The organism is Vreelandella halophytica (assembly GCF_968193635.1).
On record NZ_OZ309107.1, the window covers coordinates 3,593,917 to 3,608,686 of the forward strand.

Genomic DNA, 14,770 nt, shown 5'->3' on the forward strand with positions numbered 1-14,770 from the left:
CCGTGTGAGTGAGCGAGGGGTTTCGTTTGACCTAACGCTAAACGCTTGCCATGTTTAATCAACCATTAACGACACGGAGGACGTTTGATTATGGCAACTTATATTGTGGTGGCAGATGCGGGCAGAGCGCGTATTTTTACCCACGCAGCCAACAAGCTCACGGAAAAAGAGAGCCTGGTACACGCCGAAGGGCGCATGCACGAAGGCGACCTGGTCACCGACAGCCCCGGCGCGGACGTTCATGGTTCCGCCTCGAGCTCGTCGCACTCCTCCGCCGAAGGCGGCGAAGCGCTTGAGCACGAAAACGAGATGTTCGCCAAGCAGGTCGTCAAGTATCTGTTCGACGCCCGCACGAGCAACAAGATGGATGAACTCATCCTGGTCGCCGCCCCCAAGTTTTTGGGGCTTTTGCGCGATAAGCTCGACAAGCCGACCCAGAAGATGGTGACGCATACGCTCTCGAAGGATTTGAGCAAGGCCTCCGTCGATGATATCGATAAAGCCATCAGCAAGCTGAGCTAAACCCTTTAGCACCTCGAGCGGCGCTTCTCCAAAGTGGCGCCGCTCTCGTCGATCACCTGCCCCCCGACGACCCTTTCAAAGCTGTTTGCGACCCAATCCTTCCCCCCGCGCTGAAACGGCCCCCCGCGCTTCAAGAAATTACCTCGCTTGCCGATAAGCATTAAGTGATATAACTCATTCCCCCTAACAAAACATTGCCGCCTTGGCGACCAGGTCGCGCAAGGTGCGCAAGGTGCGCAAGGTGCTGGAGAGCCTTACGCCTGCCAGCGGCCATGGCGCCTTGCAGAGCCGGTAACACTAATCGCAACGCTGCAGAGATAAAATAAAATGCATTTTAAATCTGTCCGTACGCTGATCGCGACCCTGGTCAGCGGCTGTATCCTGGTGGTCGTCGCCGTGCTGGTGATCTACTCGCTCATTACCCACGCGCGCTCTCAGGCGCTGGTAGAGGATGAAACCCATGCGCTGCTCGAACAGAACATCGGGGCCCGCCTGACCGCCATCGCGTCGGCCCAGGCCGAAGATATCCAGGGCGAGCTCGAACACGCCTTGACGCTGGCAACGTCGCTTGCGAACACCAACGCCATGTTGGGCCTGGAGGATGACGAGGGCCGCCCGCTCATGACCATGAGCCGCCGCGAGCTTTCGATGCTGATTCGCCAAACGGTGGTCAATAATCCGGATCTGCTCGACGCTTTCATTGGCTGGGAGCCCAACGCCTTTGGCAACGACGCGCTCTACACCGAGCAGGAAGATTTGGGCTACGGCCCGGACGGGCGTTTTATGCCCTGGTGGTACCGCACCGAGAGCGGCGCCATCGAGGTGCTCGCGCTGGGTAGCGACATAGAAAACCAGGCGCGCGGAGACGACGGTATTCGCAAGGGGGAATACTATCTTTGTACCAAAGAGACCGAGCGCACCTGCGTAGTCGACCCGCACTGGTACGACTACAACGGCGAAAACCTGCTGGTGACCTCGTTCAACGCGCCCATCCTGGTCGACGGCGAGTTTCGTGGCAGCGCCGGTGTCGACCTTGCGGTCGATTTCCTTCAGGGGCTTCTGGAAGAAGCCAACCAAACCCTTTACGACGGTGCCGGCCAGATGCTGCTGGTCGCCTCCCAGGGGGCGCTTTCCGCCCACACCAGCGAGCCCGCCCTGCTGGGCGAAAACGCCGAGCAGGCGCTTCCCGCCGACCTGTTGCCCGACCTAGCCAGCGCCCGCCTGGGTCAGCCGGTTCGCAATCTCGACAGCGAATCCGACATGATCGAGCTCTACTGGCCGTTCGATGTCGATGAAAGCGGCACCCCCTGGGTGCTGATCATTCGCCTGCCGGAAAGCGCCGTCATGGCGGGGCTTAACAACATGCAAGCGCAGTTGAACGACCAGGGCCGGTCCTCCATGTGGGCAATGATCATCATGGGGCTGATCATTGCCCTGCTGGGCCTGGTGGTCAGCTGGCTACTGGGGAGCGGCATCTCGCGCCCGCTGCGCCACCTGGCCGACCGGATGCGCGATATCGCCTCCGGCGAGGGGGATCTGACCCAGCGCCTGCCGGTGCGCGGACGCAACGAAGCCGCCGAGCTCGCCATCCAGTTCAACGCCTTCGCGGTCAAGATTCACGACGTGTTGGTCGACGTACGCGCCAGCAGCGAGTCGGTCCACCACGCCGCCAGCGAGATCACCCAGGGCGGCCAGGACCTTTCCCGGCGCACCGACCAGGCGGCGGCCAGCCTTCAGCAGACCTCCACCGCGATGGAAGAGATCAGCAGCACCGTGGGCCATACCACCAGCGCCTCGAAAGAGGCCAGCGGCCTGTCACAAACCGCCGCGCAACTGGCGGAACGTACCAACGGCGCTTTCGGCCAGGTGGTGGTGACCATGAACGATATCCGCACGACCTCCGAAGAGATCCAGGCCATCGTCAAGGTGATCGACGGTATCGCCTTTCAGACCAATCTGCTGGCGCTGAACGCCTCGGTGGAGGCGGCGCGGGCCGGCGAACATGGCCGCGGCTTTGCGGTGGTGGCCGAAGAGGTGCGCATGCTCGCCGCGCGCAGCAGCGACGCGGCGGCGGATATCCGCCAGCGCATCACGGCCTCGACGGACAAGGTGACCACCGGTACGCAGCTCGTACGCGACGCCGAACAAGCCATGCATGAGCTGGCCGAAAGCGTCACGCGGGTGAACCAGATGCTGGGCGATATCAGCACCGCCGCCTCCGAGCAAAACGATGGCATCAGCCAGGTGAGCATCGCGGTCAGTGATTTGGACCAGATGACCCAGCAAAACGCGGCGCTGGTCGAGGAGTCCACCACCGCCGCCGAGCAGTTGAAGGAACAGGCAGAGCGCCTGGCCGAGCTGGTCGGCGGCTTTACCCTCGAAGGCGCCTCGCCGTCGTCCTCGCCCCTGCTTGCTCCGCCTGCCCGGTCGGGTTTTTAAGCAGACCTTTTAGGGGCCCTTCGAGGGCCCCTTTTCATCCTCTAATACCGCAGATCCAAAGCGGCGCGGCGGGCCGTTTAATCCTTCATTTCAAGTCAACGATGCAAGCGTCGATAACCTGAAATGAACGCTATCACGTTTTAAGGGCCGGTCATCACGTCGGCGCCAGGCAGTCCATGCAAAACCTCGCGCTGTTTTCTCCTGCCCCAGGATCACCCCATGGAAGGATGCGCTAACTCCCCTTTTCACTGGTCTGCCTCTTAAGGATCGATTATGCATTTTGGCTCGCTGCGAACTTATATGCTTGCGCTCGCGACTCCTTGCCTGCTGGCGATTGTGGCGGCTCTGGTGATCTATAACCTGGTGGCCACCACCCGCACGGCACACACCATCGACGAGCACACCCGCGAACAGGCGCAAACAGCGCTAAACGCCCGCCTGAACGCGATCATCGAGGCCCAGGGCGAGCGTATCCAGGCCGAGCTGGATAGCGCCTTGCAAACCGCCGAGTCGCTAGCGCGCACGAATGCGCTCATGGGGGCCACCGATGCCGAAGGCGAAATAGCGCTGTCGTTAAACCGTCGCCAGCTTTCCAACCTTCTTCGTCAGACCGTTGCCGATAACCCGTCGTTACTCGACGTTTTCATCGGCTGGGAGCCCAACGCCTTTGGCGACGACGCCCTCTATGTGGGCGACGAGCGGTACGGCCACGACGGCAGCGGGCGCTTCATGCCCTGGTGGTATCGCACCGAAGACGGCGAGCTGGCCGTGCTTCCACTGGGCGACACCATGGATAGCCAAACCGTGATGGAAAGCGGCGTGCGCGAAGGCGAGTACTACCTTTGCCCCAAAGAGACGCTCTCCCCCTGCGTGATCGACCCCGCCGTTTATGATTACAACGGCGAATCGCTGCTGGTGACATCCTTCAATGCCCCTATTCTGGTCGACGGCGAATTTCGCGGCGTCGCGGGGGTCGATCTATCGCTGAACTTCATCCAAACCTTGCTCAGCGATGCGAACGAGGAACTTTACGGCGGCGCGGGCCGCATGATGCTGGTCGCAGGCCAGGGCGGTCTGGTCGCCGATACAGCCAATAGCGAAACTCTCGGCCAACCCGCCCGGGATACGCTGAGTAGCGACTTACTGGAAGGGATCGAGGTCGCCCAGTCCCAGGCGAGCTTGCGCAGCAATACCCACGACGGGATGCTACAGCGCTACCACACCCTCCAGATGGGCGATACCGCGCGGCCCTGGGTGCTGGTGCTACAGCTTCCCGAAGACGTCGTCTTCGCTAGCATCAATGCGCTGCAAGACCTGCTCGGCGAACAGCGCGATCGAAACACTTTAGGCATGACGACCGTTGGGCTGGTGCTGGCCGCGCTGGGTATGCTGGCGCTTTGGTGGATAGGCGGACGTATTGCCCGCCCCCTGCGCCGCCTGGCCGATCGCATGCGCGACATCGCCTCCGGCGACGGCGACTTGACCCAACGCCTGCCGGTCAACGGCCGCGATGAGAGCGCCGAGCTCGCCACCCAGTTCAACGCCTTCGCGGTCAAGATTCACGACGTACTGGTCGACGTGCGCGCCAGCAGTGAGTCGGTCCACCACGCCGCCAGCGAGATCACCCAGGGCGGCCAGGATCTTTCCCGACGCACCGACCAGGCGGCGGCCAGCCTTCAGCAGACCTCCACCGCGATGGAGGAGATCAGCAGCACCGTGGGCCATACCACCAGCGCCTCGAAAGAGGCCAGCGGCCTGTCGCAAACCGCCGCGCAACTGGCGGAACGTACCAACGGCGCCTTCGGCCAGGTGGTGGTGACCATGAACGATATCCGCACGACCTCCGAAGAGATCCAGGCCATCGTCAAGGTGATCGACGGTATCGCCTTTCAGACCAATCTGCTGGCGCTTAACGCCTCGGTGGAGGCGGCGCGGGCCGGCGAACATGGCCGCGGCTTTGCGGTGGTGGCCGAAGAGGTGCGCATGCTCGCCGCGCGCAGCAGCGACGCGGCGGCGGATATCCGCCAGCGCATCACGGCCTCGACGGACAAGGTGACCACCGGCACGCAGCTCGTACGCGACGCCGAACAAGCCATGCATGAGCTGGCCGAAAGTGTCACCCGGGTGAACCAGATGCTGGGCGATATCAGCACCGCCGCCTCCGAGCAAAACGATGGCATCAGCCAGGTGAGCATCGCGGTGAGTGATTTGGATCAGATGACCCAGCAAAACGCGGCGCTGGTCGAGGAGTCCACCACCGCTGCCGAACAGTTGAAGGAACAGGCAGAGCGCCTGGCCGAGCTGGTCGGCGCGTTTACACTCGACAACGATGCGAGCGTCAAGCCCCACGCCCTGCCCGCTCACTCGGGCGATCGGTAAGAGCCTTGGGCGCTTCATTCCCGCCACTGACCATTAGGGCCTCCCGAGGAGGCCCTGCACACTCATTGTCAAGTAATCGTCATAAAAGCTTCAAGTCGCATGGGGCGAGGTCGATAGATGATTATCGGCATAGACCACACGGTCTATTTGCTCCGCCATATTCCCCTACAGGATGAACGTTCAATGCTGCACTCACTGCGTTTGCGCATCTTAACGGATGCCGCAGCCTCACTCTCACATCGCTTGGCAAGCGGCTCACAAGGGCGTTTGAAATGAATTTCAAATCCGTACGCACGCTCATCGCGCTTTTGGTGGGCAGTTGTATTCTGCTGGTCGTGGCTGCGCTGGTCGTCTATTCGATCATCGCCGATGGGCGCTCCAACCAGTTGGTAGAGCGCCAGACGAAAGAGCTTCTCGAGCGCAACATCGAAGTCCGCCTGGATTCCGTGGCGGGGGAACAGGCCGAGCGCATCAAGGGTGAGCTGGAAAATGCCCTGCTCCTGAGCGAAAACCTGGCGCGCACCAACGCCTTGATGGGCGTGACCGACGAATCCGGCCGCCCTTCGCTGTATTTGAGCCGCCGCGAGCTTTCCCAGGTGATCCGTCAGACCGCCATCGACAACCCGGAACTGCTGGGCACCTATATTGGCTGGGCGCCGGATGCGTTCGGGCGTGACGAGGTCTTTGCCGGCCGTGAAGAGCTTGGCTACGGCCCGGATGGCCGCTTTCGTCCTTTGTGGTACCGCGACGATAGCGACAACATCGTGGTGCTTCCGCTCGATGAGAGCATGGAAAGCGAAACGCGCCAGCCCAACGGGGTCCGCCAGGGAGAGTACTACCTTTGCCCGCGCGATACGCTAACCACCTGCATCGTGGACCCGGTGCCCTACGACTACGACGGTCAGGTCGTGTTGGTGACCTCGTTCAGCGTACCGGTACTGGTCGACGGTGAGTTCCGCGGCGCCGCCGGTGTCGATCTATCGGTCAACTTCATTCAATCCATGTTGCAGGAAGCCAATCAGTCGCTCTACGACGGTGCCGGCGAAATGGCCTTGATCGCCTCGGGCGGCTCCCTGGCGGCGCACACTGCCCACCAGGAAGCGCTTGGTAAGCTTAGCAGCGACGTACTCGACGCGTCTCTGCAGTCCTCTATTCAAGGCGCCCAGGCGGGCGAGCCCGTACGCCGCTACGACCGGGAGCAAGGGGTCATCGAGCTTTACTGGCCCTTTACCATCGGCGACATCGAAACACCCTGGGTTTTGATGCTGCGCCTGCCGGAAAGCGCGGTCATGGCCGGCCTGCAAAATCTGCAGGACGAACTCGGCGAGCAGGCCAGTTCGTCCATGTGGGGCATGATTCTCATGGGGCTCTTGATTGCGCTGGCCGGCCTTTTCGTCAGTTGGCTGCTGGGTAACAGCATCTCCCGGCCGCTGCGCCACCTGGCCGAGCGGATGCGCGACATCGCCTCCGGCGACGGCGACCTGACCCAGCGCCTGCCGGTGCGCGGACGTAACGAAGCCGCCGAGCTCGCCATTCAGTTCAACGCTTTTGCCAATAAAATCCACGATGTGTTGGTCGACGTACGCGCCAGTAGCAACTCCGTTCACCACGCCGCCAACGAGATCACCCAGGGCGGCCAGGATCTTTCCCGGCGCAGCGACCAGGCGGCGGCAAGCCTGCAGCAGACCTCTTCCGCCATGGAGGAGATCAGCAGCACCGTGGGCCACACCACCAGCGCCTCGAAAGAAGCCAGCGGCCTGTCACAAACCGCCGCGCAACTGGCCACGCGCACCAACAGCGCCTTCGAGCAAGTGGTCGTGACGATGGGCGATATCCGTACGACCTCCGATGAGATCCAGGCGATCGTCAAGGTCATCGACGGCATCGCCTTCCAGACCAACCTGCTGGCGTTGAACGCCTCGGTGGAAGCGGCGCGCGCCGGCGAACACGGCCGCGGCTTTGCGGTAGTGGCCGAAGAGGTACGCATGCTCGCCGCGCGCAGCAGCGACGCGGCGGCGGACATCCGCCAGCGCATCACGGCCTCTACGGAAAAAGTCGAAAGCGGCACGCAGCTGGTGCACCAGGCCGAACAGGCCATGCATGAGCTGGCCGAAAGCGTCACCCGGGTGAACCAGATGCTGGGCGACATCAGCACCGCCGCCGCCGAGCAGAACGACGGCATTAGCCAGGTGAGCACAGCGGTGAGCGATTTGGATCAGATGACCCAGCAAAACGCCGCGCTGGTCGAAGAGTCCACCACCGCGGCCGAGCAGTTGAAGGAACAGGCGGAACGCCTGGCCGAGCTGGTCGGCGCCTTTACCTTGGCCGAGGAGCGTACGGGTCGCGAGCAACACGCCTCGCCGCTCTCCTTGCCCGGCCGCTAAACGGGCCGCTTTGACGCTACCCGGTACCCATCGAGGGCCTCCACAGGAGGCCCTTTTTTTATGGGGCCGGACTGCGAAAAAGAGTTCGGTAAAACTAAAGTCGCACCCCACAACGCCGATAGAGAGACAACCCCATTATTTCAAGACCGAATGGTCTACTCAATTACCCACCTTCCTGACAGAGATCACGCCATGCTTTCTTCGCTACGCATGCGCATTTTGGTAATCACCCTGGTGGTGATTACTTTAGCGCTCACGATCAACGCCGCGGTCAGCTACCTGACGCTAAAATCCCACAACGACGAGCAGGTGACCCAACAGCTTGCCTCCATCTCCCAAGGCAATGCGCTGGCGATCGAAGAGTGGATAGCGGCGCGGTCTTCCATGATAGAAGGGGCGCGCGACCCCGTTCTAAACGGTGACCCTCTTGCACACTTAGTGCAGTTGGCAGATTCGGGAGGTTTCATCGCAGCCTTTTTCGGCCAGGCCGATGGTAGCCATCTTTCCTCCGACGGCTGGATACCAGGCGATGACTACGATCCACGTCAACGTGGCTGGTATCAAACCGCCGTTGCCCAGGACAGCACCATAGTCACCCTTCCCTATCTGGACGATAACAGCGGTCAGTTAGTGGTTACCTTGGCCTCCCCGGTCAAGCGCAATGGCCGTCTCGTCGGCGTGATCGGCGGCGACGTCGAGATCGACAGCCTCATCGATCAGGTCAACGCCATCCAGCCGACCCCGTCGAGCTTCGCCTTTCTAAGCAGCAGCGGCGAAACCCTGATTGCCCACCCGGATGCGGCGCTGACACTTCAGCCGTTGACCCGGCTTAGCCAAACCCTTAGCCCGGCGACCATCGACCGGCTCAACGCAACGCGTAACGCCTGGGAAGACATCGAGGTCAATGGCCGACACAAACGCATCGCCTCCACGCCCATTGCCGGCACCGAATGGGAGCTTGGCGTGGCGCTGGACGAACGCGAAGCCACGGCGGGCCTGCGGGCCCTAATCAAATCGGCGCTGGTGGTGCTGCTGCTCATTCTCGTCGTCACGGCCTTACTGCTGAGCGTGTGGCTCAAACAGATGTTCAAGGGGCTTGAGCGCGCCCGGGATGCGCTGGACGACATCGCCAGCGGCGAAGGCGACCTGACCCGCCGCCTGCCCGAGCAAGGGCGTGACGAAGTGGCCCAAATCAGCGGCGCTTTCAACCGTTTCGTCGACAAGATGGAGTCGGTGTTGATCGACGTTCGCACCAGCAGCCAGTCGGTTCACCATGCGGCCAGCGAGATCGCCACCGGTGGCCAGGATTTGTCGCGGCGTACCGACAACACCGCGGCCAGCCTGCAGCAGACTTCCGCCTCCATCGAGGAAATCACCAGCACCGTGCAGCAAACCGCGGCGTCCTCGAAAGAAGCCAACAAGCTCTCGCAAACCGCGTCTGTAGTCGCCAATGAAGGCGGGCAAGTGGTCGCGGGCGTGGTGACCACCATGGAGGAGATCACGACGGCCTCGGACAAGATCGGTGAGATCGTCACCCTGATGAACAGCATCTCGTTTCAGACCAACCTGCTGGCACTGAACGCCTCGGTGGAAGCCGCGCGCGCCGGCGAGCACGGTCGCGGCTTTGCCGTGGTGGCCGAAGAAGTGCGCATGCTGGCCAGGCGCAGCAGCGATGCGGCCAACGACATTCAAAAGCTGATCGAGGATTCCCAGAGCAAGGTGAATAACGGCACCACCCTGGTGCGTAACGCCGGTGCCACCATGAAAAGCATCGTGGAGCACATCACCCGCGTGTCCGACGTGCTCGAGGAAATTACCGCCGCGACCGGCGAGCAGAGCGACGGTATCAACCAGGTCAACATCGCGGTGGCCGACCTGGACCGCATGACCCAGGAAAATGCCGCCATGGTGGAGGAGTCCACCACCGCCGCCGAGCAGCTCAAAGAGCAGGCGAATCACCTGGCCGAGACGATCGGCAGCTTCAAGCTGTCCGAGCGCGCAGCGCCGCCGCTGACGGAGAATCAATCCACACGCTCGCTGCCGTCGTTCTAATCCTGGGCCCGGGCTTTTCCCTCTAGGGCACCGGCGGTAGCGCGATATCGTCGCTGCGGCTGGCGCCGGCGGTCATCTCGCGACACAGGCGCAGAAACTCGCGCACGCCGGTGGTCAGGTACTTGTGGCGGTGCCAGATGAAAGTGAACTGGCGCTTCAAATCCAATTCCGGTGTGGGCAGCTCAACAAGGCTGCCCCGCCGGAAGGCGTCGCGCAGCGCAAGCCGCGAGACGCAGCCGATGCCAAGGCCCGACTCCACCGCACGCTTGATGCCCTCGGTGTGTTCGAGCTCCAACAGCGTATTGAAGCGACTGCGCCGGTGGCGGGCGGCATGCTCCAACGTCATGCGCGTGCCCGAGCCCTCTTCGCGCATGATCCAGTCCTCGCGTAAAAGCTGCTCGAGTTCCAGATGCTTGCGCCCGGCAAGCGGGTGGCGCGGTGAGCAGAACACGCATAGTTCGTCCTCGACCCAGGGCTGGCTGACGATCATCTCGTCGTCGCACTGCCCTTCGATCAAGCCTAAATCCAGCGAGTGCTGGCGCACCCCTTCGATGATATGACGCGTGTTACGCACCGCCAGCCGCACCCGGCTTCCGGGGTAGCGCTGCATAAAATCGCTGATCAAAAGCGTAGCCAGGTAGTTGCCGATGGTCAGCGTGGCCCCCACTTCGAGCGCCCCCACTCCCTTCTGGCCGCGCAGAAGCTCCTCCACCTCCTCGGCCCGGTCCAGAAGTGCCACCGCCTTGGGCAGCAGTTGAAAGCCCAGGGCGTTGAGCTTTAGCCGCTTGCCGAGCCGGTCGAGCAGCTGGCAGTCGAACTGGCGCTCGAGCTCGGTGAGGGCGGTGCTGGTGGCGGATTGGGACATGGCAAGCGCGCGCGCCGCCTTTGAGACGCTTTCGTGCTGGGCCACGGCCACGAAGACCTCGAGCTGGCGTAACGTATAGTGCATACCCGGCCTATATCGATTTTACGGATAACGTTTATCAGTATAATTGACTTAACAGATATGCGCCCGCTGTTTAGACTTGACGGCAACATACCTAACCGCCTTTATTCTTTTTAAGAATATGAAATGCGAATGAGTGCTTACTCGCGTCGTCATTCGCCCCCAAGGAGTTGTCATGAGCAAGTTTGCCCTGGAAGAAGTGCTGAGCGTTCATCACTGGAACGATACCCTGTTCAGCTTTCGTACCACGCGGGAGCGCAGCCTGCGCTTCAAGACCGGCCAGTTCGTCATGATCGGTCTGGAAGTGGACGGCAAACCGCTAATGCGCGCCTACTCCATCGCCAGCCCCAACTATGAAGACCACCTCGAATTCTTCAGCATCAAGGTACCGGACGGCCCGCTGACCTCGCGCCTACAGCACCTTCAGGTGGGCGACCAGATCATGGTGAGCCGCAAGCCCACCGGCACGCTGGTGTGCGACGACCTGCTGCCCGGGCGTAACCTCTACATGCTCTCCACCGGTACTGGCCTGGCGCCGTTCATGAGCCTGATTCAGGACCCGGAAGTCTACGAGCGCTATGAAAAAATCGTGCTGGTCCACGGCGTGCGCGAAGTCTCGGAGCTTGCCTACGCCGACTTCATCACCAAGGAGTTGCCCGCTCACGAATACCTGGGCGAAGAGATCGCCGAAAAGCTCGTCTACTATCCCACGGTGACCCGGGAAGAGTTCCACACCATGGGGCGGCTGACCGACCATATTCGCAGCGGCAAAATCTTCGAGGACACGGGCCTGCCGCCCATCGACCCGCGCCAGGATCGGGCGATGATCTGCGGAAGCCCGGCGATGCTCGACGATACCAGTGCGCTGCTCGACGAGCTGGGCTTGAATATCTCGCCGCGCATGGGCGAACCCGGCGACTACGTGATCGAGCGGGCGTTTGTCGAGAAGTGATGGGCTGGTGAATGGTGAATGGTGAATGGTGATGTTCGGCGCCACCTTCATCGCGATACCAACAAAAAACCCCTGCTGGAGATACTCCACAGGGGTTTTTTACTACTCACGATTCACGACTAACTATTTACCCCTTTATACCGCATCCTTGCCGGTTTCGCCGGTACGGATACGAATGACCTGCTCCAGTGGCATGACGAAAATCTTGCCGTCGCCGATTTTGCCGGTATTCGCCACCTGGGTAATGGCCTCGATGACCTGCTCGGCGAGCTCGTCGTCGACGGCCACTTCCAGCTTCACCTTGGGTAGAAAATCCACCACGTACTCGGCGCCGCGGTAAAGCTCGGTATGGCCTTTCTGACGGCCAAAGCCTTTGACTTCCGTTACGGTAATCCCCTGCACGCCGATGTCCGAGAGGGATTCGCGTACGTCATCAAGCTTGAACGGCTTGATAATGGCTGATATGAGTTTCATGGTGACATCCTCTCGCTTGCTGTCCGATTGTTGTGGGGCAGACGTTCACAACGACAAAACCGTTGCCCGCTACCCCAAGCATACACCGCTACCGCCAGAGAATAAAAAAGCCTCCCACGAGGGGAGGCCGTAAGCTCACTATGTTGCATCGTTGTATGGGTCACGTTGTATAGGCCACATCGTTGTAAAAGGACCGCTTTGGTTATTTCTTGACGCTAAACTCCGGGTAGGCTTCCAGGCCGCACTCGGCGAGATCCACGCCTTCGTACTCTTCCTCTTCGCTGACGCGGATGCCCATGAGGGCTTTGAGTATCAGCCAGACCACCAGGCTTGCCGCAAAGACCCAGCCGAAGATGCCGACGATACCGATCAGCTGCGCGCCAAAGGAGGCGTCACCGTTATTCAAGGGCACGGCGAGCAGGCCCCAGATGCCCACGACCCCGTGCACCGAAATCGCACCGACCGGATCGTCCAGCTTGAGCTTGTCGAGGGTGACGATGGCCGCCACGACGATCAAACCACCCACGGCGCCAATAGTGGCTGCCCCCAGCGCGGTGGGAGAAAGCGGGTCGGCGGTGATCGCGACGAGCCCTGCCAGCGCCCCGTTGAGCGCCATGGTGAGATCCGCCTTACGGAACCACAGTTTGGCGAGTACCAGCGCGGCGAGTACGCCGGCGGCGGCGGCGGCGTTGGTATTCACGAACACCTGGGCGACGTTATTGGCCGAGGCGACATCCGACAGTTTGAGTTCCGAGCCGCCATTGAAGCCGAACCAGCCCATCCACAGGATAAAGGTACCGAGTGTGGCCAGCGGCATGTTGGCACCAGGAATGGCGTGAATAGCGCCGTCCTTGCCGTACTTGCCCTTGCGTGGGCCCAGAATCAGCACGCCCGCCAGTGCAGCGGCCGCACCGGCCATGTGCACGATGCCGGAGCCGGCATAGTCCGAGAAGCCCAGGGCGTCCAGCCAGCCGCCACCCCAGGTCCAGTAGCCGGAGACCGGATAGATGAAGCCGGTCATCACCACGGCAAAGGCCAAAAACGCCCAGAGCTTCATGCGCTCGGCCACCGCACCAGAAACGATGGACATGGCGGTTGCCACGAACACGACCTGGAAGAAGAAGTCAGAGCGCATGGCGTAGTAGGGCGCGTCTTCACCGCCATTCAGTACGGCGTCGACACCGTTTTCCGCGCCAATCAAAAAGCCCAGGCTCGGCAGAAAACCGCCTTCGCCGCTGGAGTACATGATGGTGTAGCCCACCAGCAGGTACATGGTGCAGGCGATGGCAAACAGCGCGATGTTTTTGGTTAGAATTTCCGCGGTGTTCTTGGAGCGCACCATACCGGCTTCCAGCATCGAAAAGCCGGCGGCCATCCACATGACCAGCACGCCGCAAATCAAAAAGTAAAACGTATCGAGCGCGTAGCTCAGATCGGTTACCTCGTTCATGAGTCGTTCCCCGTCTACTAAAACGTTGTATCAAGCAAAAATGCTCACAAAATCGCCGTGTGACTTATTGGTTCGGGTTATACGGCGTCGGCACCGCGCTCGCCGGTACGAATACGAATGACGTCTTCAAGGGGCGTGACGAACACCTTGCCATCGCCAATCTTGCCGCTGTTCGCCGCGCTGCAGATCGCATCGAGCACGCTGTCCAGGCGATCATCATCGACGGCGATCTCCACCTTGACCTTGGGTAGAAAATCCACGACGTACTCGGCGCCGCGATAAAGTTCGGTATGGCCTTTTTGACGCCCAAACCCCTTTACCTCGGTCACCGTGATCCCCTGCACACCGTTATCGGCAAGTGCTTCACGGACATCGTCGAGCTTGAATGGCTTGATGATAGCGGTGATGAGTTTCATCCCGGAGCTCCCCTGCTGGATAAATAGCGGCGCCGCCGCCTGAAATTAATGCCTTGCCTCGATAATGCGCATACCGTGCCATTCATTAAATTTAAATAATAAATCAGCTACTTAAGCCTGCGGCCAAGGCAAATCCAACACGTTGCGGCGCGCTAAGCCGGTGCACGACAAAGCGGACGCACTATAGGAGTGCGCCCGCCAAAGCGGGTCGCTTCATTTTGATGCAAACGAAAAAGTCACCGCCCAAACGCATGCGAAACATGCGTATTTCGCCTGGGTTGCGTATCCTTACGAGAAAGCCGTTCACATTTATGCGTTCGTATCAGGAGATAGCCATGGCGACCCAAGACCGCATTAGCCGACTCGCACAGCAAATTGGCGACCGCTTGCAAAATGCTTCTCACGCACCGGAAGACATTCAAAAAGGCGTGCAGCAAGTCATGCGCGGCGCGTTCGATCGCATGGAGCTGGTGTCCAGGGAAGACTTCGACATCCTAATGGACGTGCTCCAACGCACCCGCTCCCGGGTCGAAGCGCTGGAGCGCCAGGTGGCCAACCTGGAAGCCTCGATCGACGCAAGCCAGGCCGATAAGGCCACCCCCATGGAAGCCGAGGCGCAGACCACGCCGGCCCCCCAGGAGCCCGCCAAAAAGACGCCCAAGCCCCGCGCCTCTTCCGTCAAGGCGGCCAAGGATGCCACGGGCTCAGTGGACGATCTGGGCGAATAGCTCGTTATAAGCAGCCCTTTAAAAGTCT

The 14,770-nt window shown here is 61.1% G+C and carries 11 protein-coding genes; 7 read left to right on the forward strand and 4 right to left on the reverse strand.

The window, feature by feature from the left end:
- Positions 1-90 precede the first annotated feature (90 nt).
- The 5 genes from ACWHXT_RS16675 to ACWHXT_RS16695 all read left to right on the forward strand — a co-directional run bounded on the left by ACWHXT_RS16675 (position 91) and on the right by ACWHXT_RS16695 (position 9,776).
- Complete coding sequence (locus ACWHXT_RS16675; protein WP_447956646.1) at positions 91-522, forward strand: host attachment protein; 432 nt, start codon at positions 91-93, stop codon at positions 520-522.
- Positions 523-849: 327 nt separating this feature from the next.
- Entirely contained in the window at positions 850-2,961 is a 2,112-nt protein-coding gene (locus ACWHXT_RS16680; RefSeq protein ID WP_447956647.1) for a methyl-accepting chemotaxis protein, read from the forward strand.
- A 273-nt stretch (positions 2,962-3,234) separates the two neighbouring features.
- Positions 3,235-5,340, forward strand: a complete 2,106-nt coding sequence (locus ACWHXT_RS16685) for a methyl-accepting chemotaxis protein (RefSeq protein ID WP_447956648.1) — start codon at positions 3,235-3,237, stop codon at positions 5,338-5,340.
- A 272-nt stretch (positions 5,341-5,612) separates the two neighbouring features.
- Entirely contained in the window at positions 5,613-7,724 is a 2,112-nt protein-coding gene (locus tag ACWHXT_RS16690; protein WP_447956649.1) for a methyl-accepting chemotaxis protein, read from the forward strand.
- Positions 7,725-7,916: 192 nt separating this feature from the next.
- Positions 7,917-9,776: a methyl-accepting chemotaxis protein gene (locus ACWHXT_RS16695; RefSeq protein WP_447956650.1), complete on the forward strand. Its 1,860-nt coding sequence runs from the start codon at positions 7,917-7,919 to the stop codon at positions 9,774-9,776.
- Positions 9,777-9,798: 22 nt separating this feature from the next.
- Here ACWHXT_RS16695 and ACWHXT_RS16700 read toward each other — a convergent pair whose 3' ends face one another.
- The gene (locus tag ACWHXT_RS16700) at positions 9,799-10,725 is read right to left on the reverse strand and encodes a LysR family transcriptional regulator (protein ID WP_447530266.1); all 927 of its coding nucleotides are present in this window, start codon (positions 10,723-10,725) and stop codon (positions 9,799-9,801) included.
- A gap of 172 nt (positions 10,726-10,897) precedes the next feature.
- Here ACWHXT_RS16700 and ACWHXT_RS16705 point away from each other — a divergent pair, with 172 nt between their 5' ends.
- Positions 10,898-11,674 (forward strand): ferredoxin--NADP reductase, encoded by a 777-nt coding sequence (locus ACWHXT_RS16705; RefSeq protein ID WP_447956651.1) that lies wholly within the window; start codon positions 10,898-10,900, stop codon positions 11,672-11,674.
- A 135-nt stretch (positions 11,675-11,809) separates the two neighbouring features.
- Here ACWHXT_RS16705 and glnK read toward each other — a convergent pair whose 3' ends face one another.
- From glnK to ACWHXT_RS16720, 3 genes are all read right to left on the reverse strand, one after another.
- A complete protein-coding gene (gene glnK / locus ACWHXT_RS16710; protein ID WP_227389979.1) occupies positions 11,810-12,148 on the reverse strand; it encodes a P-II family nitrogen regulator in 339 nt (112 codons plus the stop codon).
- 202 nt (positions 12,149-12,350) lie between these two features.
- Positions 12,351-13,598 carry an ammonium transporter gene (locus ACWHXT_RS16715; RefSeq protein ID WP_447956652.1) on the reverse strand — a complete coding sequence of 416 codons (1,248 nt, stop codon included), beginning with the start codon at positions 13,596-13,598 and terminating at the stop codon, positions 12,351-12,353.
- 77 nt (positions 13,599-13,675) lie between these two features.
- A complete protein-coding gene (locus ACWHXT_RS16720; protein WP_447530269.1) occupies positions 13,676-14,014 on the reverse strand; it encodes a P-II family nitrogen regulator in 339 nt (112 codons plus the stop codon).
- Positions 14,015-14,349: 335 nt separating this feature from the next.
- On the opposite strand from ACWHXT_RS16720, the gene ACWHXT_RS16725 reads away from it, so the two are divergent.
- A complete protein-coding gene (locus ACWHXT_RS16725) occupies positions 14,350-14,742 on the forward strand; it encodes an accessory factor UbiK family protein (protein ID WP_447956653.1) in 393 nt (130 codons plus the stop codon).
- The last annotated feature ends 28 nt before the right edge of the window (positions 14,743-14,770 follow it).

Bases quoted from the DNA above. Each gene is read 5' to 3' on its own strand.
- ACWHXT_RS16720 (WP_447530269.1), bottom strand. From the start codon at position 14,014: ATGAAACTCATCACCGCTATCATCAAGCCATTCAAGCTCGACGATGTC.
- ACWHXT_RS16725 (WP_447956653.1), top strand. From the start codon at position 14,350: ATGGCGACCCAAGACCGCATTAGCCGACTCGCACAGCAAATTGGCGAC.
- ACWHXT_RS16700 (WP_447530266.1), bottom strand. From the start codon at position 10,725: ATGCACTATACGTTACGCCAGCTCGAGGTCTTCGTGGCCGTGGCCCAG.
- glnK (WP_227389979.1), bottom strand. From the start codon at position 12,148: ATGAAACTCATATCAGCCATTATCAAGCCGTTCAAGCTTGATGACGTA.
- ACWHXT_RS16715 (WP_447956652.1), bottom strand. From the start codon at position 13,598: ATGAACGAGGTAACCGATCTGAGCTACGCGCTCGATACGTTTTACTTT.
- ACWHXT_RS16680 (WP_447956647.1), top strand. From the start codon at position 850: ATGCATTTTAAATCTGTCCGTACGCTGATCGCGACCCTGGTCAGCGGC.
- ACWHXT_RS16675 (WP_447956646.1), top strand. From the start codon at position 91: ATGGCAACTTATATTGTGGTGGCAGATGCGGGCAGAGCGCGTATTTTT.
- ACWHXT_RS16695 (WP_447956650.1), top strand. From the start codon at position 7,917: ATGCTTTCTTCGCTACGCATGCGCATTTTGGTAATCACCCTGGTGGTG.
- ACWHXT_RS16685 (WP_447956648.1), top strand. From the start codon at position 3,235: ATGCATTTTGGCTCGCTGCGAACTTATATGCTTGCGCTCGCGACTCCT.
- ACWHXT_RS16690 (WP_447956649.1), top strand. From the start codon at position 5,613: ATGAATTTCAAATCCGTACGCACGCTCATCGCGCTTTTGGTGGGCAGT.
- ACWHXT_RS16705 (WP_447956651.1), top strand. From the start codon at position 10,898: ATGAGCAAGTTTGCCCTGGAAGAAGTGCTGAGCGTTCATCACTGGAAC.